This window comes from Lysinibacillus sp. A4, from assembly GCF_024919535.1.
In the GTDB taxonomy this organism is placed as follows: domain Bacteria; phylum Bacillota; class Bacilli; order Bacillales_A; family Planococcaceae; genus Lysinibacillus; species Lysinibacillus capsici.
In genome coordinates, this window is sequence record NZ_JANWTB010000008.1 from 132,603 (window position 1) to 158,140 (window position 25,538).

Sequence of the window (25,538 nt, forward strand, 5' to 3'; positions counted from 1 at the left end):
CGGCTATGATTAAAACACGAATTGTCTATCTATGCATGGTGATTTTACTCCTTCTCTTTGTCGTGATATATGCTGTACTTCCGAATGTAGGCATTGAAACGAAAAATTCTGAGTTCTCCTATGAGAATATAGTATTTAATAAAAATAAAGTAACAAGAGTTGATATTGAAATTGCTGAGGAAGATTGGGCTGACATGCTCGAAAATGCTTCTGCTGAAGAATTAAAACAAGCAGATATTACAGTAAACGGCAAGAAAGTTGAGAATGTTGCTATTCGTACAAAGGGCAATCTATCATTACGATCGGTTGTCAATAGTGACTCAGATCGCTATAGCTTAAAAATCGATTTTGATTATTATGATGATACACAAAGCTTGTATGGCTTAAAAAAATTAAATTTAAATAATAATTATAGTGACGCTACATTAATGAGAGAGTATATCTCCTATGAACTGATGGAGCAAATGGGTTTACCAACACCAGCACACTCCTATATGTATGTCACAGTGAATGGTGAGGAGCGGGGTTTGTTCTTAGGGGTAGAAGCTGTGGATGAGACATTCCTGGCTAATAATTACGGCTCTAATGATGGTTTTTTATTTAAGCCAGATGGGACAGGCAGCGATTTAAAATATATAAGCGACGATATCGAAGACTATACAGGTATCGGATTAAAAACAAATGAAGGTACTATTAATCAATCCAAATTAGTTGAAATGCTAGACGCAATTAATAATGGTGGAGACATAGAAAAGTATATCGATGTGGATGAAATGTTACGTTATTTTGCCGTCAACACAGCACTTGTGAATTTAGATAGTTATCAAGGGAATATGAAACATAACTATTATTTATATGAACAGAACGGTGTGTTTTCTATTATTCCTTGGGATTACAACATGTCCTTTGGTGGCTTTGGGGCTGGAGGCGGTAGAATAGCAGGAGGAAACGGTGACAATCAAGCTGACGCTACTACTAATATGGAAAAACCAGTGGCACAAAACAATGAACAACCCGATCAAACTGGTGATAGGGGTATGCAGCAACAACGAGGTGGCGGCGTTGACATGGGAATGGGCATGTCGGGCAATCTATTAAATGATAGTGCTATTAATTTTAGTGTGACAACGCCTGTTTCTGGCACAACATTAGAGGAGCGGCCACTCTTGAAGGCATTGCTTTCGAATGATGAATATCGTGACAAATATGAAGGTTATTTAGAAGAACTAGCGACAACTTATTTAACAGAAGAGTATGTGCAATCCATTACTAAAAAGTTAGCTGTCTTATTAACTACTTATGTGGAGGCGGATCCAACCAAATTCTCTACTACGGAGCAGTTTTTAGAAGCAGTTGAAGGTGAAAATAGCTTGCCGGAATTTGCCAATCAGCGCTCAGAATCTATATTAAAGCAACTGTCTGGGGAGCTTGTTGTGGAAGCATCTACGTCTTCTCAGGGCAATATGGGTATGCCAATACCAAGTGAAAATGGTGAAATGGATTGGATGCCAGATGATTTTGATCCAAGTCAGCTACCAGAGGACTTTGATCCATCAAAGAGCCCACCTTTTAATAGAGAGGGCGAGGGTCCGAGAAATGGACAAAATGGAGAACAAATGCAACCTCCTGATGGAAATGGAGCCCTAATGGGAATGCCTGGTGCGAATAGTGAAGCTGCGAATCACGAGCCTGTTATTGATAAAAATACAATGTTTACAGCCATTACATGCCTAGTGCTACTCCTTCTTGCACTTCTCTTTGTTGTTAAATTTAAACGTAGAGGCCGTTAGAAAATAACCATATCCAATATCTTTGGGTATGGTTTTTGCTTTTTATCGTGTTAAAATAAATCATTCTTTTCTGAGGAGTCCTTTCATATGAATGAACAGCAATTTGATAAACATTTGCATATAAACACAGTGGGAGAGCAATATGGCTTTCCTAAGCTTGCACACTATCATCGTTATGAGCCTACACCCTACAGTGGATTGGAGCAATTATTCGCTGCGTATCAGATGCCTGACAATCCAGTATTTATTGATATGGGGTGCGGAAAAGGGCGAGTTCCTATTTATGTGCATCATAAGTTCCATATACCAACCATTGGGATAGAAATGGATGCAGGGTTTTATACGGAGGCTGAAGAAAATAAACGTAGTTATCTTCAAAAAATGAGAGCACATGCCCCTATTAAGTTTATTCATACAATAGCCGAATCATATGAAATAAAGTCACGTGATAATGTGTTTTTCTTTTTTAATCCCTTTTCCATCCATATTTTTCGCGCAGTCATTCATAATATTTGGAAATCCTATGAGCAACGAATGAGAGATATTCATATAATTTTATATTATCCGCCTTACGATTATTTACAATTTTTACATCATGGAACACCATTTGAGTTGCTTCATGAAGTGCAGTTAGAAAATGAAACAAATATTAATGAGCGCCTTTGTGTCTTTGAATTAAAAAAAGCTTAGAGTAAGGGGAAACCCACTCTAAGCTTTTTCCTGTTAGCAGTACAGATATAAGCAATTAGTTATTCGTATTCTTTTGATTATTTTCAGGGAAATAATTGTAATAGAGGAAGAGGTTCTATAAATTATGCAGACTTTATGTTGAAAAAACAATTTCATCTGATAGTTTTGTACTAGTCTATAGTTTGAATTAAAAGATAATTCACAAATAACTAATTATACTGAAAAATCACTCTAGACTAAATATAAAGAATGTTTTACAATGAAAAAGGCTTATATGAATAATATTTTCTTTTGTTTTTAGATAGTTATAAATAATTATTTTGGCTATTGAGTAAATGAATTTAATTGTTTATAATTATCAGAAATATCTAATATTTGAGAAATTTTCAGGGGGAATTTAATTATGAGAGAGAGCAAAAAGCTTAAGAAGTTCGGTTCACTTTTAGTAGCATCTTCATTACTTGCTGGTGTTCTTGCTGGTTGCGGTAACGGAGACGATTCAAGTTCTGGCGGAGGCTCATCATCAGGCGGAGGTTCATCTGATGGCGATACAATTAAAATCGGTGCCAACTTAGAGCTTTCAGGGAATGTAGCATCTTATGGTTCCTCTATTGGGCTAGGTGCAGAACTGGCTGTAAAAGAAATTAATGATGCTGGCGGTATTGATGGTAAGAAAATTGAACTGATTAAAGTAGATAATAAATCAGAGAACTCTGAAGCAACTTCAGCTGCTATTAAACTAGCAACGCAGGATAAAGTAGTAGCAATGCTAGCACCTGCAACTTCAGGTAATACAGTAGCAACTGTTCAAATTGCAAATGATAATAAAATTCCTATTGTTACGGGTTCTGGTACAGCACCGAATATCACGGTAAACGAGGATGGCAGTGTTAATGAATATGCTTTCCGTACATGCTTTATTGACCCATTCCAGGGGATTGTAGCAGCTAATTTTGCTTCAGGTGAGCTAGATGCGAAAAATGTAGCTATTTTTGCAGACAATGCATCAGACTATGCAAAAGGCTTAGCAAAATCCTTTAAAGAAACGATTACGAAGAGTGGCGGAAAAGTTGTAAAAGAAGAAGCTTATGTAGCGAAGGATACAGATTTCCGTACACAATTAACAAATATTAAAGCGGCAAATCCAGACTTTATCTTTATCCCTGGATATTATGAAGAAGTAGGTTTGATTGTTAAACAAGCACGCGAAATGGGCATTGATGTACCTCTGATGGGTGCTGATGGTTGGGATTCTCCAACTTTAATTGAATTAGCTGGCGCGGATGCATTGAATAACACATTCATCACAAACCACTATTCTGCTGAAGATCCAGATCAAAAAATTCAAGATTTCGTAAAGGCATTTAAAGCGGCAAATGGTGACAAAGCGCCTGATGCATTCAACGCACTTGGTTATGACACAATTTACTACATTGCTGATGCAATTAAACGTGCAGGCTCTACAGATGGGGAAGCAATTAAAAATGAATTAGCTGCAACAAAAGATCTTTCTTTAGTAACAGGTACTTTCTCAGTTGACGAAAATCATAACCCAATTAAAACAGCAACAGTTCTTGAATTTAAAGACGGTAAACAAGTGTTCAACTCTAAAGTTAATCCTTAATGTTTTGTAAGCAAGGGGGAGGCGGGTAAACACGCCTTCCTTTTTTGTGTGTTAGATAACTAGAATCGTAGAGCAAAACATAACTTTTAGTATCGATCTATGTACTTATTTTTCAATTTTCAGAAAATTTAAAGGAGTGAATGCGCATGGAATGGATACAGCAACTTGTGAACGGTATTTCACTTGGAAGTATCTACGCGTTAATAGCGTTAGGGTATACGATGGTATACGGTATTATCAAGCTGATTAACTTTGCTCATGGTGATGTCTTCATGATTGGGTCATTTATTGGCTTTTACGCTATTGCTAAATGGGAGCTTGGTTTCTTCCCAGCATTATTATTGGCGATGTTAGTTTGTGCAATTTTTGGTGTATTAATTGAACGTATTGCCTATAAACGTTTACGAAATGCGACACGTATTGCAGCTTTAATTACAGCGATAGGTGTATCGCTATTAATTGAATATACAACGATTTTCTTCAGAGGTGCTCAACCAGCAGCATATCCTGAAGTTTTCAAAAATAAATCATTCGATATTTTTGGCGTTCAAATCAGTAGTACTTCCATCTTAATTTTATCAGTCGCAGTTGTACTGATGATTCTTTTACAATTCATCGTACATAAAACGAAAATCGGTAAAGCGATGCGTGCTGTTTCCCACGATGCAGATGCAGCTCGCTTAATGGGTATTAACGTTGACAATACAATCTCTGCAACGTTTGCGATTGGTTCAGCTTTAGCTGGCGCAGCAGGTGTTATCTTTGGGGTTTATTATACAAAAATTGACCCGTTAATGGGTGTTATTCCTGGGGTTAAAGCATTTATCGCAGCTGTTCTTGGTGGTATTGGTATCATCCCAGGCGCTATGGTTGGTGGTATGTTACTAGGTGTTGTAGAGTCCTTAGTAAGTGCACTTGGCTTCTCGTTATGGCGTGATGCAGCGGCATTCGTTATTTTAATTTTAATCTTAATCTTCAGACCATCGGGTATCTTTGGTAAAAACGCCCGTGAGAAAGTGTAGGTGAGCGGTTTTATGAAAAAGTCTAAAGTTTTCTGGGGCTATGCCGTAATAGCGCTAGTCATCTATGCAGTTGTACAATTGTTGATTACAACAGAAGTAATTGATTTGTACTATAAAAATATGTTGATCACAATGTGTATTAACATCATGTTGGCTGTCAGCTTGCATATTGTTATTGGTGTTACTGGACAGTTTTCAATTGGGCATGCTGGATTCCTTGCAGTGGGAGCATATGTATCAGCTATTATTACAACAAAGTTAATGTTACCATTCCCATTGGCCATCCTATTAGGGGCTGTAGCAGCAGCAGTTGCTGGTTTAATCGTAGGGATTCCAACGCTTCGTTTAAAAGGGGATTACTTAGCGATTGCTACACTTGGATTTGCAGAGATTATTCGTATTATCTTTTTAAATACGGATTATGTTGGTGGCGCCGCAGGGATGCAGGTTAAATATTTATCGAACTGGACATACGCATTCTTTGGCGTAGTGTTAACGATTCTAGTGATCTCAAACTTTACAAATTCTCGTCATGGGCGTGCGTGTATTTCCATTCGAGAAGATGAAATAGCAGCAGATGCGATGGGTATTAACACAACTTACTATAAAGTTGTTGCATTCGCTATTGGGTCTTTCTTCGCAGGTCTAGCGGGAGCCATTTTTGCACATAACTTTTACATTATCCAACCGACAACATTCGGTTTCTTAAAATCATTTGATATTTTAATTTACGTTGTACTTGGTGGTTTAGGAAGTCTTTCTGGTTCAGTGATTGCAGCGATTTTCCTAACAGTCGTGTCTACTTATCTAGCAAACTTCCCAGAAACGCGTATGATTATTTACAGTTTAGTATTAATTATCGTGATGCTTTATCGTCCAACAGGCTTAATGGGAACGAAAGAGATAACACAATTATTTAAGTTTGGTAAAAAGGGAGGTACGAAATAATGACTGGAAACCTTCTTATCAATGTTGAAAATATGGGTATTCAATTTGGTGGTTTAAAGGCAGTACAGGGTGTTAATATGTACCTTAACCAAGGCGAGTTGGTAGGACTTATTGGGCCAAACGGAGCTGGGAAAACAACTAGCTTTAATATGTTAACAGGGGTATATACACCTACGGAAGGTACAATTACTTTTAATGGTCTGAAATTGAATGGACTTGCACCCTATCAGGTTACACAGAAAGGGATCAGCCGTACGTTCCAAAATATTCGATTATTTAAAGAGCTATCTGTTCTTGACAATGTAAAGGTAGCCAATCATTCACTTGCAAAGCATTCTATGTGGGCTTCTATTTTTCGTTTACCTATGCATTTCAAAGGTGAGGCCGAAATGGAGCAACAGTCCATTGAGTTCTTAAAAATCTTTGGCTTAGATGTCTATAAAGACGAGCTAGCTAAGAATTTGCCATACGGGATGCAACGTCGTTTAGAGATTGCTCGTGCGTTAGCGGCAAATCCCAAACTGCTTTTATTGGATGAACCAGCAGCAGGGATGAACCCACAAGAAACCCATGATTTAATGGAGCTAATTGCATTTATTCGTAAAGAGTTCGGCTTAACAATATTGCTGATTGAGCATGATATGAGCTTAGTTATGGGTATTTGTGAGCGCATTTACGTACTTGATCACGGACAATTAATCGCTGACGGAACACCAGAAGAAATTCGCAACAATCCAAAGGTAATAGAAGCGTACCTTGGTGAGGAGGTTATCGGCTAATGCTAAAAGTACAAAATATCGATGTTTTTTATGGCAACATCCAAGCATTAAAGGGCCTCTCTTTAGAAGTAAACGAGGGTGAAATTGTAACGTTAATCGGTGCAAACGGTGCTGGAAAAAGCACGCTCTTAAAGACATTGTCAGGTTTATTAAAGCCAAAAGGTGGCATTATTGAATACGAAGGCTTTTCGATAGCTGGGAAAGCGGCACAGACTATTGTTAAATCAGGGATTTCTCACGTTCCAGAAGGACGCCGTGTTTTTGCCAATATGTCAGTTGAGGAAAACTTAGAGCTTGGTGCGTATCTGCGTAATGATAAAGCAGGTATTAAGAAAGATATGGATCATGTTTTCGAGTTATTTCCACGATTATTAGAGCGCCGAAAACAGCAGTCAGGTACATTGTCTGGTGGGGAACAGCAGATGCTGGCGATGGGGCGCGCCTTAATGGCAAAACCAAAACTGTTATTAATGGATGAACCTTCGATGGGTCTTGCACCGTTGATGGTGAAAAATATCTTCAATATTATTGAGCAGGTTAATAAAGAAGGAACAACCGTATTACTTGTAGAGCAAAATGCTAATATGGCATTATCTGTCGCTAACCGTGCATATGTACTGGAAACAGGGCGTATTGTTTTATCTGGTTCAGCAAAAGAGCTACAAGAGAGCGAGCAAGTAAAGGCAGCTTATTTAGGCGGATTATAAAAATGGTAGGACATCTCATGCTGAGATGTCCTTTTTGGCTTGTATGTTGAAAGAAAATCAGAGGTAGCATTTCCACTTTACTTTTTGGTAAGGTTGAAAAAAGGAGTGATGCTTTTTGAAGTATTCAGCACAATATTTTATTGAACATTTAAAGTTAGCCGAACATCCTGAAGGGGGCTATTACATTTCATCGTTTCGTGCATCGGACGATATAGCAGTGAGAGATGTACAGAGACCAATTTATACTAGTATATATTTCCTCCTGCGCTCACAGGATATCTCACATTTTCATCGTCTACAATCGGACGAGCTATGGTATTATCACGCAGGAAGCCCTCTAACCGTTCATATGATTTTCCCAGATGGGACATATGAAGCGAAGAAGCTTGGCTTGAATATAGAAGCGGGTGAAGTCCCTCAGCTTGCAGTACCAAAGCATACAATTTTCGGCTCGTCGGTGGAGGAATCTGAAACGTTTAGTTTAGTCGGATGTATGGTGGCGCCAGGCTTTGACTTTGAGGACTTTGAATTGTTCACACAGGAAGAGCTTTTAGCAGATTATCCTCAGCACCAGGAAGTTATTTATAAAATGGCCTACAAAACAATTGAATAGAATAACAGCCGTCTCGATTATTTTGAGACGGCATGATTCGTTCACCACAATATTTCTTCAGGATAATTAAGTTGAATTTGAATATCATGTAATGCTTGTTTCGTTGCAATAGCTGCTTCCATTAGATGGGATTTTAATGCTACATATTCATGGTCCTCTACCAGTAATCGCACAGCAAATGCAGCTAAATGTGCCTGACGTTCCTCTTTACTTAATTCAATATATTCTAGATTTAGAATATCCACGTATTGAGTTGCAAAACGGAAAGTTAAGGGATTTTTAGCATGTAACATTTTTAAAAACACACCATAATCTTCGTCACTTATCTCCTGCTCTAAACATTCAGCAATAGCCGCTTGAAATTTGCGTATAATAGCTATCTCATGATTCCATATAGAAGCATTGTTTAATTTTTGGTGCAGTTCAATAAAATCATTTAATGCGATTGCACTAAAGATAATTTCTGGCCAAAGAATTTCTGTTGAAAAATAGACATTCTTATTTGGAAAGATGAGTTCATGTTGTGTTAGAACACTCTTATTAAGTCCATTACTAACAAACTCTAGGTGATGCTCACCAAGCATAGCATGTCTTAGTTTATAGCAAACGCTTAAAATACGTAGTCGAGGACCCTGATAATCATAGTATTTATTTTCGTCACCAGTTACTTTATAAATAGCATTAATTAGTTCATCTAAATCCCAATAATCCGCGCTAATTCGTACCCCTGTTAGTTGTTCTGTGCTTTGAATGGATATCATAGTCCTCGTCCCTCCCTTTGGATGTATCTATTTTGGTGTGTAATTGAGTAGTTTGAATAGTTCTGTTCGTTCCTTCTCCGTTAAATCACGCCATTGCCCTACCTTTAAATTACCAAGCTTAATATTCATAATACGAATGCGTTGTAGACGCTTAACGGAATACCCTAGTGCTGAGCACATTCGGCGAATTTGGCGGTTTAAGCCTTGCTCTAAAATGATTTTAAATACTTTATCTGAAATCTTTTCCACATGGCATGGTAAGGTTGTTGTATCTAAAATATCGACACCTTCACCCATTTTTTGGATGAATTGCGCAGTTATAGGCTTATCAACTTGAACAATGTATTCTTTTTCATGATGATTTTCAGCACGTAGAATTTTATTGACGATATCACCATCATTCGTTAATAATAATAGCCCCTCTGATTCCTTATCAAGACGCCCGATATGAAAAATACGTAGAGGATGATTGACAAAATCAACAACATTGCCTTTTATATGACGCTCTGTCGTACTTGTAATGCCGACAGGTTTATTTAGAGCAATGTAAACAAGCTGTTGTTCTTTCTTTACCTCTTTTCCATTCACGCAAACAATGTCTCCTGTTTCAACTTGACTACCAACTGTTGCCAGTTCTCCGTTAATTGTTACCTTTCCTTCTGCTATCCATTTATCAGCACCACGACGAGATATGATGCCTGTTTCACTTAAATATTTATTAATACGCATATTGTTCTCCTATATTTTATATTATTTTTAAGTATACCTTAACGTCGCACATACAGTGAATGCTAGAAGCTTTTCTAGCAAAAATAAATTAGTTGGAAAAGTTTTTGAAAAAGTTGAAATTATTTTATGTTTCTGACAATATATTAGGTGAGAGGGTTTCTATGAAAATATTGTTATTCCGATATAAAATAACGTTTTTTGTAGATAGTTCTCATTAAATTGTGTAAAGGGGAGAAGTAAAATGGTTTATGCATTTCCAAACACTGAAGGATCGGTAGTTCAATTCAAAGAGAAATATGATAATTATATCGGTGGCGAATGGACACCCCCAGTGAAGGGTCAATACTTTGATAACGTTACTCCTGTTACTGGACAAGTTTTTACACAAATAGCACGTTCCACAGCTGAGGATATTGAACATGCATTAGATGCGGCACATGCTGCTAAGGATGCATGGGGTAAAACATCACCAACAGAACGCGCAAACATTTTACTTAAAATTGCGGACCGTATCGAGCAAAATTTAGAAAAGCTAGCCGTTGCTGAAACATGGGATAACGGTAAAGCGGTACGCGAAACATTAAATGCAGACATCCCTCTTGCAATTGATCATTTTCGTTATTTTGCTGGGGTATTACGTGCTCAAGAGGGCTCAGTAAGCCAAATAGATAACGATACAGTTGCTTATCATTTCCACGAGCCAATTGGCGTAGTTGGCCAAATTATACCTTGGAACTTCCCGTTATTAATGGCTGTATGGAAGCTTGCGCCAGCACTTGCAGCTGGAAACTGTGTCGTATTAAAACCTGCAGAACAAACACCAGCATCTATTATGGTGCTTTTAGAATTAATAGAAGATTTACTACCACCAGGTGTCATTAATGTTGTGAATGGATTTGGCTTAGAAGCAGGGAAACCGCTTGCATCAAATCCACGCATTGGTAAGATTGCCTTTACAGGTGAGACAACAACAGGGCGTTTAATTATGCAATATGCTTCTCAAAACCTTATTCCAGTAACATTAGAACTGGGTGGTAAGTCGCCAAACATTTTCTTTGAAGATATTATGGATAAAGATGATGCCTTTTTAGATAAAGCTGTTGAAGGCTTTGTGCTATTCGCTCTAAATCAAGGGGAAGTATGTACTTGTCCTTCCCGTGCACTGATTCAGGAATCAATTTACGATAAATTTATGGAGCGCGTATTACAGCGAGTAGAAGCCATTAAAGTTGGCAACCCACTTGATCCAAACACAATGATGGGTGCACAGGCATCTAGTGAGCAAATGGAAAAAATTCTTTCTTATTTAGATATTGGTAAGCAAGAAGGTGCAGAATGTCTAATTGGAGGAGACAAAAATAATGTAGGTGAAGGCTTCGAAAATGGCTACTACATTAAACCAACTGTTTTCAAAGGACATAATAAAATGCGTATATTCCAAGAAGAAATTTTTGGACCAGTAGTTGCTGTCACGACATTTAAAACGAAAGAGGAAGCATTGGAAATTGCGAATGATACATTATATGGTTTAGGATCAGGTGTTTGGACGAGAGATATAAATACGGCATATCGCTTCGGTCGTGAAATTCAAGCTGGTCGTGTTTGGACAAACTGTTACCACGCATATCCTGCACATGCTGCATTCGGTGGCTACAAAATGTCGGGTGTTGGTCGTGAAAATCATAAAATGATGTTAGCGCATTACCAACAAACGAAAAACTTATTAGTTAGCTATAGCGAAAACAAACTTGGTTTCTTCTAATTCGTAGGGAGGTGCATTAGCGTGGTTGAACGTGTATTAGCTACGGAAGAAGCGCTAGCACTAATCGATCTATTAAAAGAGAAACATGGGCCCGTTATGTTTCATCAATCAGGCGGATGCTGTGATGGCTCCTCACCAATGTGTTATCCAGAAGGGGATTTGCTAATAGGAGATCAGGATGTGTGCCTTGGTGTAGTGGGTGGTGCCCCTTTCTATATGCACAAAAATCAATATGATTACTGGAAGCATACACAAATCATATTGGATGTGGTGGACGGCAGAGGCGGCATGTTTTCACTCGAGGGCGTAGAAGGAAAACGTTTCCTAACAAGGTCAAGAGCCTTCAACTCTGAAGAACTGCAAGAGCTAGGGTTAATTTAACAAGTTATCTGTACAGCGGCAAAGTTTTTCTGCCGCTGTTTTTTTATCTGGAAGTAGAAAAGTTATTGTATGGAAAGGGAGGCTTTAGGACACATGACTCTTTTCTTATAGGAATGATGAATATTGATTTTGGTCGTTCAAGTGTTTTGATATTAATTTTTATGGAAAAGAGTATGTAAAGCGATATTATTGGATGAATTTTTTAGGAAAAGGAATAGATTTAATCGATCCTTTAAGGTCATGGTAAATAATAGTTTCTTTGTGGTTTTTGCTAACATCGGCCATACCTCCTTTATAGGTTGTTAATATTTTCTATTAAATCAAATAAAGTAAGTAACATACATTAAATTATGTTTACTTTTTATGTTAATTGTTACAAAGAGGGTGAATCTTTCTCACATTATGTTACGTAAAACGGGTAAAGGAGTGTGATAAATATGGATTATGTGATGATTGAAAATGAATTTGCCAATACAGTAGAGGAGGTATCAAAGGCTGCAGGCTGGACGGTGGACCGTAAAATTGTATTAGCTATTGCTAGTACATTTGTAGCCTCAGGAAAAACTTTTGATGCAACGAAGTATAAAAATGTTTTACAAGAGATGAAGAAGCAATCTTCATGGCTGTCTCCTTTACGGACAACCGTTGGATATAGTATTGCTGCCAACCTCATGGAGCAAGATGATGCAGAAAAGGCAGTGAAGAATTTACTTACAAATGTGAGCATCTTAAAGGAAGCGAAATTCAGAAGCGGCAATTTTAGCTATATTGGAGCACAATTCTTGACGGAAGATGAACAGGATAAAAAGACGCATGCACAGGCGGCAAGAGTCTTATTTGATGCTATTCGTAAACATCATCCATTTTTAACCTCATATGAGGACATTCCTTATGTCATATTATTAAGCAGTCCATCTGATGATGTTGAATTGCGCGCGGATACCATGAATCGATACTATAAAGAACTAAGAACATCTAATTTTAATGCTGGCAATGAACTCCAATGGCTTTCACAGGTATTAACATTTTTATCACCCAAATTTGATGGTCAGCTAGTACCCGATGTTGTAACCCTTCGTGATGGGCTCAAAAAGCAAAACGTTAAAGTCAAGGCTATGCATTATCCTTTACTTGGCTTTTTAGCCATACTTAACCTGGATAAAGCACAACTTCAAGGGTTGATTGATTTATACCATGAATTAAAAGACATGAAGTTATTAAAATGGCATCGTGAATTTGTGCTCTTTATGGCTGTACAATTTGCTATTTATGATATGGCAAAGGTACAAAAGTCTTTGTCCATGACCATTATGTCTTCTATTGAGCTATTAATCCAAGCACAGCAAGCAGCAATGATTGCAGCGGTTAGTGCAGCTGCCATTGCGTCTAGTTCAAGTTCTTCGTGATAGAATAAAGAAGAACATGATTATTTGGAGGTGCATTTGAAGGATGAAGGATACAAAACTTTGGATTAATGGTCAGTGGCATGATGCAGAGGAAAGCTATGAGCTAGCTTCTCCATATAGCGGTGAGGTTATTGCTCATGTAGCTAAAGCATCTATTCAAGATGTAGAAAAAGCTATCGAAGGTGCGCAGCAGGCATTCCAATCGTTTAAAAAGACAACAGCCTACGAACGTGCCGAAATATTATATAAAGTTGTTGATATAATGCGACAAAGAAAAGAAGAACTTGCAGAGATTTTAGCCTTAGAGGCTGGAAAACCTATTGTTGCAGGTTTAGCTGAAATTGACCGTACAATCGCAACCTATCAATTTGCAGCTGAAGGAGCTAAACAGGCAAAAGGTGAGACTGTTCCAATGGATGCAGCCCCTGGAGCAGGAGATCGAATTGGCTGGACAAAAAGAGAACCTTTAGGTGTAATATCAGCCATTACGCCATTTAATTTTCCGTTCAATTTAGTGGCACACAAGTTAGGCCCAGCGTTTGCAGTGGGCAATACAGTTGTATTAAAGCCAGCAACACAAACGCCACTAAGTGCTATCGTTATGGCAGAAATTTTCCGAGATGCAGGATTACCCGATGGGGCATTACAAATTGTGACAGGAAGTGGGGGTGAGCTTAGTGATACGCTTGTCACACATCCATATGTCAAAAAAGTAACCTTTACTGGTAGTGGTAAGGTTGGTTTGAAGATTAAAGAAAAAGTAGGCTTACGTAAAGTAACTTTAGAGCTGGGTTCTAATGCTGCAGTAATTGTCGAACCATCTACGCCAATAAATAAAATTATCAGTCGTTGTGTAAGCGGGGCTTTTAACTTTGCTGGACAAGTATGCATTTCGTTACAACGTATATATGTGCATTCCTCCATTATTGATGAATTTACTAAAGCATTTGTTGCAGAAACAGAAAAGCTTATAGTAGGAGATCCATTAGAGAAGACAACAGATGTTAGTGCCATGATAAATCCAAATGAAGTGGAACGTATTAGGGAATGGATTGAGGAGGCACAAGAACAGGGGGCTATGATTGCAACTGGAGGCGTATTTACTGAACGTACTTTAACGCCAACAGTTATGAAGAATGTGTCAGCTGATATGAAAATTGTTTGTCAGGAAACATTCGCACCAATCGTCTCAATTGTTTCATATGAAACATTAGACGACGCAATTCGACTTGTAAATGAGTCGGACCTTGGCCTAAATGCAGGTATTTACACGAATATATTGTCAGATGCTTTATATGCAGCAGATGAATTACAGGCTGGTGCTGTCATTATTAATGATATTCCGACATTCCGAGTAGATAACATGCCATATGGTGGAGTAAAGATGAGTGGTTATGGACGTGAAGGAATTAAGTGGGCTATAGAAGAAATGACTGATATGAAATTTATTTCGATGAAAAAATCGTTCTAAATTTGCATCAGCTCTTTTTCTGCGATACGATGACGAAAGAACAACATGAGAAGGGAAGTTGCAAGAATTATGCCAAACAACGCTGTACCCATGAGCCAATCACGTACGGTTCAATCGCGTCTCGTATTACCCCCAGACACAAATAATCACAATTCTATTTTCGGTGGAAGAGTGTTAGCTTATATTGATGAAATTGCTGCTATTACAGCAATGAAACATGCGAAAGGCCTTGTAGTGACAGCTTCTATTGACTCGGTTGATTTTTTATCCGCTGCACATGTAGGAGATATTCTTGAAATCGAGAGTATTGTTTCGTCTACAGGACGTTCTTCAATGGAGGTTTATGTTCGCGTTGTTTCTCGCAATATTGAGACTGGCGAGGAAAAATTAACGACAGAATCATTTGTCACGATGGTTGCAGTAAATGAGGAAGGGAAACCCGTACCAGTTCCCTCAATCTATCCTGAAACAGATGAAGAGAAGCGTTTATTTGAAACTGGGCCAGCAAGACGAGAGCACCGTAAACAAAAACGTGCATTGCCGCATTAAGGAAAAAGGGAACTCCAAATGAGTTCCCTTTTTTATTTTACATATTTAGTTCATTGACAACATTAATGAGCGAGTCGGAAGAAGAAGAGACTAGTGTAGCACCTTGCGATAATTCAGTGATTAAATTAGATATAGCTGAAATATCTCTCGATGTATTTACGTATTGCTGCTGAATGCCAGAAACTGCATCAGCAATATCATTAAATGACTTGGATAAACTTTCTTGTGTATTGACACTATGTTGAATTTTTTGATCAACATTAGTAACTGAATTAGCCATAGTCGTAATATTACTTTCTGTTTCCTTAATAAGGTGAGAAACATTTTGGACGGCATTTTTTGTTTCCTCCGCAAGTTTACGAACTTCCTCAGCCACTACTGCAAAACCTTTCCCATGTTCTCCAGCTCGTGCAGCCTCAATAGAAGCATTTAATGCTAATAAATTGGTTTGATCAGCAATGCCTGTAACTAGCCCAACGATTTCAGAAATTTTTTGAGAAGAGGTACGTAGTTGGTTCATCGTTACCTCAAGACCATTGACACTTTGCAAAATAACTTGGATTAAATCATTTTGTTCTTTCAATTGCTGTTGGCCTCGTCTTGATTTTTCTTGTGTATCTGCTACGAAGTTCAATCCTTGCTTGGTTGCTACAGCAATATCATCTGTTTGTGAGGAAATCACTAATAATGATGCGGCTGTTTCTTCACTAATGGCATTAAGCTCTTCTGCAGTACTTTGGATCGTCGTTACAAGGGAATTTTTTGTTGCATCTGCTGCTGAGCGAATACGTTCTTCCTCTTTTTCATATGCCTCAATCACGAGTTGTTGCTCAAAATTAATGATTTTACAAAAAGCGTTTATAGCACGAATAGCATCTGTTTTAGAAATATCCACCTCGTTCACAAAGTTTGCAAAAGTAGTAGTGAGTGACTGGAATGAGGCAATATACCACTTTGACTGCAAGCCAATTCGAACGTGAGCCTCAGCAATGGCTTTTCGCTCAGCAATGTAGGCATCATTAATATGACTTTCAAAAATGTCACTTAAATGTTTATGTAACGTGATTTTCAAACGATCAATATGTGATGTTCTATTAATAATATCAAGTAAATCTTGGCTCAAACTAATGGCTGCATAAAATTTCTCCACCATTTCAGGAATTAAGTCTTTAGCTAAAGGCTGTAGCTGCTTAATGATAGCTAAATCCTCAAGTGTTAAATTTAAAAGTTGTAATTGTTTTTGAAGATTGGGGTGGTTCAATACATCTAACTGTACACCGCTCTTAAAATTTTCAGGTGTTAATGTAATTGCGTAGCTAGAACTACTATTTTTTGAAAACCAACTCATTATTATTTGCTCCATTCTTAATATCCATAATAAATTGTAAGTAAATAAGCACTTTTGAAATTTGTTAGGTTTGTATATTTAATAAATAAATGGGATTAAATCTATTTTACTATTATTTGCTGAATATTTGGTTAAAAAATTGGATATTTCTTTATTTTTTTACTTTATTGTTAGTCCAAATGGTGAAGCGATGTAAATTTGAATTTAAAATAGGAAACCTGTAAAATACGAACTGTTTAGCAATCTAAAAATCGTACGAAAATAAAAAATGGAAGGAGGGGTGGTATGGAGAAAAAACGTTTTAAATTTGTTATTCCTGTCATGGTGATTGTTGCCATTGGTTCTGTTTATATGCTACGAAACTATCATGCTGAGGTACCAGATATTGAGCAATTATTAATTACCATATGTGCAGCTTTGGGATCAGGGGTATTAGCCTACTTTTTATTTCCACAGCAGGGTGATAATAAGATTGATGACAGAGGACCGTATTAATAGATTAAAAAAACTGCTCGTTTTCATTAAAACGAGCAGTCTTTTTATGGTTTAAACAGTTTAAACCAGCCTTTATGTTTAAAGACAGCCAACATAAAGATAACGATAATTATCATAATCCCAAGTACAATAAAATAGCTGTATTGCCCATGTAGCTCAGGCATGTTATCGAAATTCATCCCATACACACCAGCAATGAAGGTAAGTGGTATAAAGATAGTTGATACAATTGTTAAAGTCATCATAATGCCATTCATTCTGCTAGAACTCATAGCCATATAACTATCCCGCATGTCTGCTGTAAGCTCTCGATTAGATTCAACCATCTCTGTTAGCTTAAGTAGATGGTCGTAGATATCTCCAAAATAAGCTCTCTCCGATTTTTTTAGTGAGAAACGGTAAGAATTGAGAATGCGATATAAGAGATCACGCATTGGTAAAATAGTACGTCTTAAGTCAAGCAAGTCACTACGGAACTCGAAGACAATTTTCATGGCATTTACATTACTTTGGTATGTAAGTTCACCTTCTAAAGCATTTAGATGATCTTCAATTTTATAAACGAGTGGAAAATAACTGTCAACAATTTTATCGATAGTTTGATACGTTAGGTATACAGTACCTCGCTCCCAATTCTTCGGTTGGTTTTCCAGCATCTTTTGCACCTTCTCTATCTCAGGGACAGAATTTTTATGGAAGGTTATGATGAATTTATTGGAGGCAAAAATATTAACCTCCTCCGCAGCTAACGTCTCTTCGTTTACCCGATGAATGACAAAGAAATGAAAATCATCATAAAAATCGAGCTTAGGACGCTGCAACCTCATTAAGCAATCTTCAATAGCGAGAGGGTGAAAGTGGAAAAATGTATCCAACAATGATTCCTCCTCGGCTGTAGGACAATTAAAATCAACCCAATACCATTCAAATTCTTGCTGATGTATCTCTTCTAATGGAAAATCCTTTAACAATTGTTGTTGCTTTGTAATGCCAATGGTGCTTATCACGGTTTTCACCTCAAATTATTTACTACAAAATAGTTAGCGCTCCTCTTTAAAGCATACCCAACCACCGAACAAAGTAGTGGCAAAAAATCTAGAAGGTTTAGTAAAACCCGCACTTTGTAAAAGTATTAAAATTTCTTCTTCACTCATAAAAGAAAGGGAACGAATGGATTTTTCCATCTCTGCTACATCGGATAAAGAAAGTCTAGTATGCTGTAGCCAATAAGAACGCCATAAATCAAATTGTAGTTCTGTTTCTAAAGAGCCTAGCTGACCATATTTTGAAACAAGGACAAATGGTGCTCCAGGTTTCAAATGTCTTGCTATTTCTGTTATTGTTTCGAGCTTTTCTTTATAATCATGAATAAAATGCAAGACGAGAACACAACTTGCCGCATCATACTGAGTAGAGGGCAGCGAAGCATCAAGTATTGTAGCCTGATGGAATGACATATCATTAGGAAGAGTGAGTAAACGCTCTTTAGCTATAGTAAGCATGGATTCTGATGGATCAATGCCAGTGAATGACCAGTGAGGTCTTCCTTCTGCAAGCTGTATAATTTCATTGCCACTTCCTGCTCCCACGACTAGCATGTTAGCATTTTCTGATAGCCTAGAATGATAAAAAGTTTGTATTAAACGTAGCATGGCATCATAACTAGGCAATGTACGGCGAATACCCTTTTCATATTCATTTGCTAATGTGTTGTTAAATTCCAACGCTCCTCACAGCCTTTCAAAAAAATTTTAAAAAATCTTTCTTAATGTGAAACTATTGCGGGTATAGTTCCGTAAATAGTAGTACATAAAACATAGAATAAAGTTCAAAGAAAGGGTTGATATATATGGAGACTAAATGGTCTAAAGTAATCATACACGCAAGTGCATTTTTTGCGCCATGGTTAGTGCCCATTATTTTCTTTTTAATTAGTTCGGATGAGGAAGTAAAGGCAATTTCTATTCAAGCACTGCTATTCCAAATTGTCATGGGTGTTTTAATTGCTATCTCTGTTGGTTTAAGCTTTGTCCTTATTGGCTTACCATTTTTAATCATTTTCGGCATTATGGTATTTGTGGTACCGATCATCGGTATCGTAAAAGCATTGTCTGATGAACCTTGGCGTTATCCAATTGTTGGTCGCTGGGTATAATTTTCATAGACGCAAGTATATGCTAGTTGCATATGCTTGCGTTTTTTCTATGACGAATAAGGGTACATTAGGTGTATAAGGAAATTATTAAACCGTAAACAAATAATCGAAAAAGGGCTCTTTTCGGCTCTTAAAAAGCCTTTTTCTAGACTTTCCACTTTTCTATGGGCGAAATCATTGCAATTTTTTTCAAGCGTTTTGTATAATATACTCAAAGAAAGTCAAAGATAGTCAAAGTCAGTGAAGCAAGCGAGGTGTATTCCTAAAATGCGTAATATATCAGACATCATAGAGGGTTACTTAAAGCAAGTGCTTGAATTAGGTGGGGAAGGGCATATTGAAATTAAACGTAGTGAAATCGCTGATAAATTTCAATGTGTACCATCACAAATAAATTATGTTATTAATACAAGATTTACTGCCGAGCGGGGTTACCTTGTTGAGAGCAAACGTGGTGGTGGTGGATACATTCGAATTTTACGTGTCCGTGCGAATTCACAGATTGATCTAATCGACGATGTTCTCAGGCAAATTGAAGGTGGGGCATCACAAACAATGGCAGAAGATTTGGTTTATCGACTCATTGATGAGCAGGTAATTTCCAAGCGAGAAGCGAAATTAATGTTAGCAGCAATTGATCGCTCCACGATCGACTTGCATCTCCCATTAAGAGATGTCATTCGATCAAAAATATTGCGAGCAATGCTGACAACAATAAAATATGAACAACAAAAATAGTGAGGTGATGGAAATGATATGCGAACATTGTAAACAACGTAATGCGACAGTTACAGTAACACAAGTTCAAAGTGGGCAAAAAGTAGAGCATCATTATTGTGACGTCTGCGCCTCACAATTCCATCCATTTCATGCAGAGTTTAAACAAGAGCCAGTATCTATTCAACAGTTATTGTCTAACTGGTTTGGCTCTCCTACATGGCAAAAGGTGGGGGAAAAACAACAGGTACAACCACAACAGCAAACATGCCCACAATGTGGATTTTCGTATAAGCAATTTTTAAAAGAAGGAAAATTCGGGTGCCCAAGCTGTTATGACACATTTGGAGATCATTTGCCAAAGCTTTTTAATCGTATTCAGGCAGGTCCACAACACATTGGAAAAATGCCTGGTGCTCGCAGTAATGTGTATGTTATTAAAAAGCAAATAGAAGATATCCGCAAGCGTATGAAATCCGCCGTAGATGAAGAACAGTTTGAAGAAGCGGCGAAGCTACGTGATGAAGTTAAAGAGCTAGAGAAGCATCTACAATTTGAAGGTGGTGATGTGACATGATGATTGAATCATTTTTAGAGCGTGCGACACCAACTTGGATGCATATCAAAGATGATTACTCAGATATCGTCATTAGTACACGGATCCGCCTTGCACGAAATTTAGATGGCTATCGTTTTCCATTAGCGTTTTCAGAAAATGAGGCACTGCAAGTGGAACAGGCCGTTACACATGCTGTCAGCGATAGCCCAACTCTTCAAAATGATTATGCTTATTTTGCTATAAAGGATTTAACCCCTTTACAGCGTCAAATTCTTGTAGAAAAGCATTTGATTAGCCCGCAACTGGCTAAAAAAGAGCAAGTGGGCTCTATACTACTCTCTGAAGACGAATCCGTTAGCATTATGGTGAATGAAGAGGATCATTTACGCATTCAATGTATGACAGCAAGTTTTCAACTTCAAAGTGCTTATGAACAAGCAAATAAGATTGATCGTATCCTAGAGAAAGTATTACCGTATGCTTTTCGAGATACTTTTGGTTATTTAACAAGCTGTCCAACGAATATTGGTACGGGTCTACGAGCATCCGTCATGATGCATTTACCCGCTCTTACATTAACTGGGCAAATGAATCAAATTATAAATGCCATGACACGCTTAGGAATGACTGTAAGAGGTATATATGGTGAAGGAAGCGAAAATTTAGGGAATGTTTATCAAGTGTCTAACCAAATTACACTTGGGAAGACAGAGGAAGATATTTTAGCAGATATACAAAGCGTCGCTGAAAAGATTATTCAAAAAGAGCGGCATGCAAGAGGTAAATTAATGGAAAAGGCAGAGCTTGCGCTAGAAGATCGCGTATATCGAGCTTTAGGTACCCTTACACATGCAAGAATTTTAACAAGTGAGGAAGCTGCTACTTGCCTATCTAATGTTCGTTTAGGAGTAGATTTACAATTGATTGATGGTATACAAACAACGACCTTAAATGAATGTGTTGTTAGTATGCAACCAGGTTTTTTACAGCACTATGCAGGTGAGGCATTACCACCTGCTGAGCGGGATCGTGTACGAGCGGAGATGCTTCGTGAGACATTATCTCAAGAACATGCGAATAAGCCTATAAATGGGGAAAAAGGAGAGGATTTATATGATGTTTAATCGTTTTACACAACGCGCGCAAAAAGTATTACAGCTTGCTCAGGAAGAGGCTATTCGTTGGAAGCACGAATCTATCGGTACAGAGCATATTCTATTAGGGCTTATACGTGAAGGCGGCGGTATTGCTGCGAAAGCGTTAGAAGCCATTGATATTAGTCCTCAAATGATTGAAGCTGGCATTGAAGAATTAGTTGGTAAGGGCAAAGAAGATGTCGGTCCAATCGTTCATTATACACCAAGAGCTAAAAAAGTAATTGAATTATCTGTTGATGAGTCACGTAAACTAGGTCACTCCTATATCGGTACAGAGCATCTATTATTGGCGCTTATACGTGAGGGTGAGGGCGTGGCAGCTCGCGTTTTAAACAATGCGGGAGTCGGTTTAAATAAAGCTCGCCAGCAAGTATTATTGCTATTAGGTAATAATGATAATGCACAATCTGGTCAACAAGCAGCTCAAGCTGCCAATACACCAACATTAGATAGTCTAGCACGTGATTTAACACAAATTGCACGTGAAGGTACTTTAGACCCTGTTATTGGCCGAAGCAAGGAAATTACACGAGTTATTGAAGTTTTATCGCGTCGTACGAAAAATAACCCTGTATTGATTGGTGAGCCAGGTGTTGGTAAAACAGCGATTGCTGAAGGATTGGCACAGCAAATTATTAATAACGAAGTGCCAGAAATCCTTCGTGACAAACGTGTAATGACACTAGATATGGGGACAGTTGTTGCAGGTACAAAATATCGTGGAGAATTTGAAGATCGTTTGAAAAAAGTGATGGATGAAATTCGCCAAGCAGGCAACATCATTTTATTTATTGACGAATTGCATACATTAATTGGTGCGGGTGGTGCTGAAGGTGCGATTGATGCATCAAATATCTTAAAACCATCTTTAGCACGTGGGGAGCTTCAATGTATTGGTGCCACAACACTTGATGAGTACCGCAAGTACATTGAAAAGGATGCGGCCTTAGAGCGTCGTTTCCAACCAATCCAAGTGGATGAGCCGACAGTGGAAGAGGCTATTCTAATTATTCAAGGCTTACGCGATCGTTATGAAGCGCATCACCGTGTGAAAATTACAGATGAAGCCATTGAAGCAGCGGCAAAAATGAGTGATAGATATATTTCTGATCGATTCTTACCAGATAAAGCGATTGACTTAATCGATGAAGCAGGTTCTAAAGTACGCTTACGCTCATTCGCAGTACCACCAAACTTAAAGGCGCTTGAGGATAAGCTTGAAAATGTTCGTTCTGAAAAAAATGCAGCCGTATCAGGTCAAGAATTTGAAAAGGCAGCAGCGCTAAGAGATACAGAGCAAAAGCTGAAGGATGAAATTGAAGCTACTCGAAAAAATTGGAAAGAAGAGCAAGGTAAAGCCGAATCTAAAGTGACTGTGGATGATGTAGCAGCAGTTGTATCAATGTGGACAGGAATCCCAGTAGCTAAAATTGCTTCTGAAGAATCTTCGAAGTTATTACAGCTTGAAGAAGAGTTACACAAACGTGTAGTAGGGCAAGGAGAAGCAGTAGAAGCGATTTCTCGTGCCATACGTCGTGCAAGAGCAGGCTTAAAAGATCCAAAACGACCAATTGGCTCATTTATCTTCTTAGGACCTACAGGCGTTGGTAAAACAGAGCTTGCAAGAGCACTTGCTGAGGTAATGTTTGGCGATGAGGATGCGATGATTCGTGTTGACATGTCCGAGTACATGGAGAAACATTCGACTTCTCGTTTAGTAGGTTCACCTCCGGGCTATGTAGGCTTCGATGATGGTGGCCAACTGACAGAGAAAGTTCGCCGTAAGCCATATTCAGTCGTTTTATTAGATGAAATTGAAAAGGCACACCCTGATGTATTCAATATTCTATTGCAAGTGCTTGAAGATGGTCGTTTAACAGACTCTAAGGGACGTGTAGTAGACTTCCGCAATACAGTGGTCATTATGACTTCAAACGTTGGTGCGGATGCATTAAAATACCAAAAGAACCTTGGTTTCAATGTAGGTGGTGCAGAGTCTAAGCATAAAGACATGAAGGGTACGATGTTAGAAGAATTGAAAAAAGCATTCCGTCCAGAATTCTTAAACCGTATCGATGAAATGATTGTCTTCCACGCATTAGAAAAAGAGCACTTAAAAGAAATCATTGCGATGATGGGCAATGCTTTAACAAAACGCTTGCAAGAGCAAGACATTTCGTTAGAGCTGACTGATGCAGCACTTGAAAAAATTGCTGAAGAAGGCTATGACCCTCAATATGGTGCTCGTCCACTACGTCGTGCATTACAAAAACAAGTAGAGGATCGATTATCAGAAGAATTACTAAAGGGTAATGTAGAAAAGGGTAATCAGGTTGTCATTGATTACGTAAACGATGAGTTTGTTGTAAAGAAAAAAGAGGGAGTATCCATCTCTAAATAATTTCAAGGAAAGACAGTAAGGCTTTAAGTGCCAAGCTGTCTTTTTTTCTGTACAATTAAGGATAAGAACAAATATTCGAGGTGAAAGCAATTTGGCAAAGAAAAAAACGAAATTTGTATGTTCAGGCTGTGGCTATGAATCTGCTAAATGGATGGGAAGATGCCCTGGGTGTGGTGAATGGAATAAAATGGTGGAAGAAGTAGAAATGGTTGCAAAAGGCCCACGTGGAGCATTTCAACATTCTGCTACAGTTACTCAAAAGGCAATCCCGATTATCCAAGTGGAAGCTACTGAAGAATCGCGCGTAGCAACAGAAATGGGCGAACTCAATCGTGTATTAGGCGGTGGCATTGTACCTGGTTCTCTAGTATTAATTGGGGGTGATCCTGGAATAGGGAAATCAACATTACTATTACAGGTTTCCGCATTACTCTCGAATAAAGGGCATCGCGTACTTTATATTTCTGGAGAGGAATCTATTCGTCAAACGAAATTACGAGCAGAGCGTTTAGGAGTGATTTCTCAAGAGCTCTACATATACTCCGAAACAAACCTAGAGTTTTTAAACCAAACCATTGATGAAGTACAACCTAAATTTGTCATTGTCGATTCCATACAAACGGTTTTTCATCCAGAAGTAACAAGCGCCCCAGGTAGTGTCTCACAGGTTCGTGAATGTACAGCCGAGCTGATGCGAATCGCTAAAACAAAAGGCATTGCTATTTTTCTAGTAGGGCATGTCACAAAAGAGGGGCAAATTGCTGGGCCACGTATTTTAGAGCATATGGTGGATACTGTACTATACTTTGAAGGGGAAAGACATCATAATCATCGTATTTTACGAAGCCAAAAAAACCGCTTCGGATCTACAAATGAAATTGCTATATTTGAAATGCTTCAAGGTGGGTTAAAGGAAGTTCTAAACCCTTCTGAGTTATTTTTACAGGAGCGTTCACAAGGTGCGGCAGGGTCAACTATTGTAGCCTCAATGGAGGGGACAAGGCCAATTCTTGTTGAAATTCAATCCTTAGTTACGCCTACAAGCTTTAACTATCCTAAACGTATGGCCACAGGTGTCGATCAAAATCGAGTACAATTGCTAATGGCTGTACTAGAAAAGCGTATGGGTCTCATGCTACAAGCTCAGGATGCATATATTAAAGTTGCTGGTGGTGTCAAGCTGGATGAGCCAGCAATAGATTTAGCGGTGTTGACAAGCATTGTATCTAGTTTTAAGGATCAGGCAGTGCGTGCAACGGATTGCTTTATTGGTGAGGTCGGACTGACAGGTGAGGTCCGTCGGGTATCACGTATAGAACAGCGAGTCATTGAAGCGGCGAAGCTTGGATTTAAAAGAGCTTTCATTCCTTCTTCAAATATTGGTGGTTGGGAATTTCCGCAGGGAATTGAAATTGTTGGTGTAGAAACGATAAAAGATGCACTAAATGCATGCTTTAGAGAGTTATAAAGGAGG

Annotated in this window: 25 protein-coding genes and 1 pseudogene; 20 read left to right on the top strand and 6 right to left on the bottom strand. The window is 38.2% G+C overall.

Annotated elements, in window-relative coordinates; genetic code table 11:
• Positions 1-5 precede the first annotated feature (5 nt).
• From NY607_RS17035 to NY607_RS17070, 8 genes are all read left to right on the top strand, one after another.
• Positions 6-1,790, top strand: a complete 1,785-nt coding sequence (locus NY607_RS17035; protein ID WP_259420048.1) for a CotH kinase family protein — start codon at positions 6-8, stop codon at positions 1,788-1,790.
• An 87-nt stretch (positions 1,791-1,877) separates the two neighbouring features.
• On the top strand, positions 1,878-2,480 hold the full coding sequence (locus tag NY607_RS17040) for a class I SAM-dependent methyltransferase (protein WP_237898905.1): 603 nt from the start codon (positions 1,878-1,880) through the stop codon (positions 2,478-2,480).
• A 403-nt stretch (positions 2,481-2,883) separates the two neighbouring features.
• On the top strand, positions 2,884-4,104 hold the full coding sequence (locus NY607_RS17045) for an ABC transporter substrate-binding protein (protein ID WP_016992165.1): 1,221 nt from the start codon (positions 2,884-2,886) through the stop codon (positions 4,102-4,104).
• Between the two features lie 146 nt (positions 4,105-4,250).
• Positions 4,251-5,126 (top strand): branched-chain amino acid ABC transporter permease, encoded by an 876-nt coding sequence (locus NY607_RS17050; protein WP_131521795.1) that lies wholly within the window; start codon positions 4,251-4,253, stop codon positions 5,124-5,126.
• Positions 5,127-5,138: 12 nt separating this feature from the next.
• A complete protein-coding gene (locus NY607_RS17055; protein ID WP_016992163.1) occupies positions 5,139-6,074 on the top strand; it encodes a branched-chain amino acid ABC transporter permease in 936 nt (311 codons plus the stop codon).
• Entirely contained in the window at positions 6,074-6,853 is a 780-nt protein-coding gene (locus NY607_RS17060; RefSeq protein ID WP_131521796.1) for an ABC transporter ATP-binding protein, read from the top strand. Before NY607_RS17055 ends, NY607_RS17060 begins: the two co-directional genes overlap by 1 nt.
• On the top strand, positions 6,853-7,560 hold the full coding sequence (locus NY607_RS17065; protein WP_048395515.1) for an ABC transporter ATP-binding protein: 708 nt from the start codon (positions 6,853-6,855) through the stop codon (positions 7,558-7,560). Before NY607_RS17060 ends, NY607_RS17065 begins: the two co-directional genes overlap by 1 nt.
• A 115-nt stretch (positions 7,561-7,675) precedes the next feature.
• Entirely contained in the window at positions 7,676-8,173 is a 498-nt protein-coding gene (locus NY607_RS17070; protein WP_131521797.1) for a cupin domain-containing protein, read from the top strand.
• Between the two features lie 41 nt (positions 8,174-8,214).
• Here the strand turns inward: NY607_RS17070 and NY607_RS17075 are convergent, their stop codons facing one another.
• On the bottom strand, positions 8,215-8,934 hold the full coding sequence (locus NY607_RS17075; RefSeq protein ID WP_259420049.1) for a DUF6904 family protein: 720 nt from the start codon (positions 8,932-8,934) through the stop codon (positions 8,215-8,217).
• A gap of 27 nt (positions 8,935-8,961) precedes the next feature.
• Complete coding sequence (gene rluF, locus NY607_RS17080; RefSeq protein ID WP_259420050.1) at positions 8,962-9,663, bottom strand: 23S rRNA pseudouridine(2604) synthase RluF; 702 nt, start codon at positions 9,661-9,663, stop codon at positions 8,962-8,964.
• A 241-nt stretch (positions 9,664-9,904) separates the two neighbouring features.
• On the opposite strand from rluF, the gene adh reads away from it, so the two are divergent.
• The 5 genes from adh to NY607_RS17105 all read left to right on the top strand — a co-directional run bounded on the left by adh (position 9,905) and on the right by NY607_RS17105 (position 15,232).
• The gene (gene adh, locus NY607_RS17085; RefSeq protein WP_004233561.1) at positions 9,905-11,425 is read left to right on the top strand and encodes an aldehyde dehydrogenase; all 1,521 of its coding nucleotides are present in this window, start codon (positions 9,905-9,907) and stop codon (positions 11,423-11,425) included.
• 21 nt (positions 11,426-11,446) lie between these two features.
• Positions 11,447-11,806, top strand: a complete 360-nt coding sequence (locus NY607_RS17090; RefSeq protein WP_048395522.1) for a DUF779 domain-containing protein — start codon at positions 11,447-11,449, stop codon at positions 11,804-11,806.
• Positions 11,807-12,243: 437 nt separating this feature from the next.
• Positions 12,244-13,212, top strand: a complete 969-nt coding sequence (locus NY607_RS17095; protein ID WP_259420051.1) for a DUF4003 domain-containing protein — start codon at positions 12,244-12,246, stop codon at positions 13,210-13,212.
• Positions 13,213-13,255: 43 nt separating this feature from the next.
• Complete coding sequence (locus NY607_RS17100) at positions 13,256-14,683, top strand: aldehyde dehydrogenase family protein (RefSeq protein WP_259420052.1); 1,428 nt, start codon at positions 13,256-13,258, stop codon at positions 14,681-14,683.
• Positions 14,684-14,752: 69 nt separating this feature from the next.
• On the top strand, positions 14,753-15,232 hold the full coding sequence (locus NY607_RS17105) for an acyl-CoA thioesterase (RefSeq protein ID WP_004233566.1): 480 nt from the start codon (positions 14,753-14,755) through the stop codon (positions 15,230-15,232).
• A 37-nt stretch (positions 15,233-15,269) separates the two neighbouring features.
• Here NY607_RS17105 and NY607_RS24335 read toward each other — a convergent pair whose 3' ends face one another.
• Positions 15,270-16,052 carry a methyl-accepting chemotaxis protein gene (locus tag NY607_RS24335; protein WP_231595752.1) on the bottom strand — a complete coding sequence of 261 codons (783 nt, stop codon included), beginning with the start codon at positions 16,050-16,052 and terminating at the stop codon, positions 15,270-15,272.
• Positions 16,035-16,595, bottom strand: a pseudogene (locus tag NY607_RS24340) (protoglobin domain-containing protein); the annotation flags it as partial. The gene NY607_RS24335 and the pseudogene NY607_RS24340, both read right to left, overlap by 18 nt.
• 270 nt (positions 16,596-16,865) lie before the next feature.
• Between NY607_RS24340 and NY607_RS17120 the strand changes: the two are divergent.
• On the top strand, positions 16,866-17,075 hold the full coding sequence (locus NY607_RS17120; protein ID WP_066038316.1) for a hypothetical protein: 210 nt from the start codon (positions 16,866-16,868) through the stop codon (positions 17,073-17,075).
• A 44-nt stretch (positions 17,076-17,119) separates the two neighbouring features.
• Here the strand turns inward: NY607_RS17120 and corA are convergent, their stop codons facing one another.
• Positions 17,120-18,082 (bottom strand): magnesium/cobalt transporter CorA, encoded by a 963-nt coding sequence (corA, locus tag NY607_RS17125; protein WP_259420053.1) that lies wholly within the window; start codon positions 18,080-18,082, stop codon positions 17,120-17,122.
• A 33-nt stretch (positions 18,083-18,115) separates the two neighbouring features.
• Positions 18,116-18,799 carry a class I SAM-dependent methyltransferase gene (locus NY607_RS17130; protein ID WP_054548954.1) on the bottom strand — a complete coding sequence of 228 codons (684 nt, stop codon included), beginning with the start codon at positions 18,797-18,799 and terminating at the stop codon, positions 18,116-18,118.
• 125 nt (positions 18,800-18,924) lie between these two features.
• Here NY607_RS17130 and NY607_RS17135 point away from each other — a divergent pair, with 125 nt between their 5' ends.
• The 6 genes from NY607_RS17135 (at position 18,925) to radA (ending at position 25,532) form a co-directional block, all read left to right on the top strand.
• The gene (locus NY607_RS17135) at positions 18,925-19,230 is read left to right on the top strand and encodes a DUF4870 domain-containing protein (RefSeq protein WP_048395538.1); all 306 of its coding nucleotides are present in this window, start codon (positions 18,925-18,927) and stop codon (positions 19,228-19,230) included.
• A 267-nt stretch (positions 19,231-19,497) separates the two neighbouring features.
• A complete protein-coding gene (locus NY607_RS17140) occupies positions 19,498-19,968 on the top strand; it encodes a CtsR family transcriptional regulator (RefSeq protein WP_004233573.1) in 471 nt (156 codons plus the stop codon).
• A gap of 13 nt (positions 19,969-19,981) precedes the next feature.
• On the top strand, positions 19,982-20,524 hold the full coding sequence (locus NY607_RS17145) for a UvrB/UvrC motif-containing protein (RefSeq protein ID WP_004233574.1): 543 nt from the start codon (positions 19,982-19,984) through the stop codon (positions 20,522-20,524).
• Positions 20,521-21,630 carry a protein-arginine kinase McsB gene (mcsB, locus tag NY607_RS17150; RefSeq protein WP_048395539.1) on the top strand — a complete coding sequence of 370 codons (1,110 nt, stop codon included), beginning with the start codon at positions 20,521-20,523 and terminating at the stop codon, positions 21,628-21,630. Before NY607_RS17145 ends, mcsB begins: the two co-directional genes overlap by 4 nt.
• Positions 21,620-24,064, top strand: coding sequence for an ATP-dependent Clp protease ATP-binding subunit (locus NY607_RS17155; protein WP_048395540.1), 2,445 nt, complete (start codon positions 21,620-21,622; stop codon positions 24,062-24,064). The genes mcsB and NY607_RS17155 overlap by 11 nt, the downstream gene beginning before the upstream one ends.
• 91 nt (positions 24,065-24,155) lie before the next feature.
• On the top strand, positions 24,156-25,532 hold the full coding sequence (radA, locus tag NY607_RS17160) for a DNA repair protein RadA (protein ID WP_004233577.1): 1,377 nt from the start codon (positions 24,156-24,158) through the stop codon (positions 25,530-25,532).
• Positions 25,533-25,538 lie beyond the last annotated feature (6 nt).

Coding starts and splice junctions, on each gene's coding strand:
- NY607_RS17120 (WP_066038316.1), top strand. CDS start 16,866: ATGGAGAAAAAACGTTTTAAATTTGTTATTCCTGTCATGGTGATTGTT.
- NY607_RS17105 (WP_004233566.1), top strand. CDS start 14,753: ATGCCAAACAACGCTGTACCCATGAGCCAATCACGTACGGTTCAATCG.
- NY607_RS17050 (WP_131521795.1), top strand. CDS start 4,251: ATGGAATGGATACAGCAACTTGTGAACGGTATTTCACTTGGAAGTATC.
- NY607_RS17135 (WP_048395538.1), top strand. CDS start 18,925: ATGGAGACTAAATGGTCTAAAGTAATCATACACGCAAGTGCATTTTTT.
- NY607_RS17060 (WP_131521796.1), top strand. CDS start 6,074: ATGACTGGAAACCTTCTTATCAATGTTGAAAATATGGGTATTCAATTT.
- NY607_RS17045 (WP_016992165.1), top strand. CDS start 2,884: ATGAGAGAGAGCAAAAAGCTTAAGAAGTTCGGTTCACTTTTAGTAGCA.
- NY607_RS17035 (WP_259420048.1), top strand. CDS start 6: ATGATTAAAACACGAATTGTCTATCTATGCATGGTGATTTTACTCCTT.
- NY607_RS17065 (WP_048395515.1), top strand. CDS start 6,853: ATGCTAAAAGTACAAAATATCGATGTTTTTTATGGCAACATCCAAGCA.
- NY607_RS17055 (WP_016992163.1), top strand. CDS start 5,139: ATGAAAAAGTCTAAAGTTTTCTGGGGCTATGCCGTAATAGCGCTAGTC.
- NY607_RS17140 (WP_004233573.1), top strand. CDS start 19,498: ATGCGTAATATATCAGACATCATAGAGGGTTACTTAAAGCAAGTGCTT.
- NY607_RS17100 (WP_259420052.1), top strand. CDS start 13,256: ATGAAGGATACAAAACTTTGGATTAATGGTCAGTGGCATGATGCAGAG.
- NY607_RS17040 (WP_237898905.1), top strand. CDS start 1,878: ATGAATGAACAGCAATTTGATAAACATTTGCATATAAACACAGTGGGA.
- NY607_RS17145 (WP_004233574.1), top strand. CDS start 19,982: ATGATATGCGAACATTGTAAACAACGTAATGCGACAGTTACAGTAACA.
- rluF (WP_259420050.1), bottom strand. CDS start 9,663: ATGCGTATTAATAAATATTTAAGTGAAACAGGCATCATATCTCGTCGT.
- NY607_RS17075 (WP_259420049.1), bottom strand. CDS start 8,934: ATGATATCCATTCAAAGCACAGAACAACTAACAGGGGTACGAATTAGC.
- NY607_RS17095 (WP_259420051.1), top strand. CDS start 12,244: ATGGATTATGTGATGATTGAAAATGAATTTGCCAATACAGTAGAGGAG.
- NY607_RS17155 (WP_048395540.1), top strand. CDS start 21,620: ATGATGTTTAATCGTTTTACACAACGCGCGCAAAAAGTATTACAGCTT.
- adh (WP_004233561.1), top strand. CDS start 9,905: ATGGTTTATGCATTTCCAAACACTGAAGGATCGGTAGTTCAATTCAAA.
- mcsB (WP_048395539.1), top strand. CDS start 20,521: ATGATGATTGAATCATTTTTAGAGCGTGCGACACCAACTTGGATGCAT.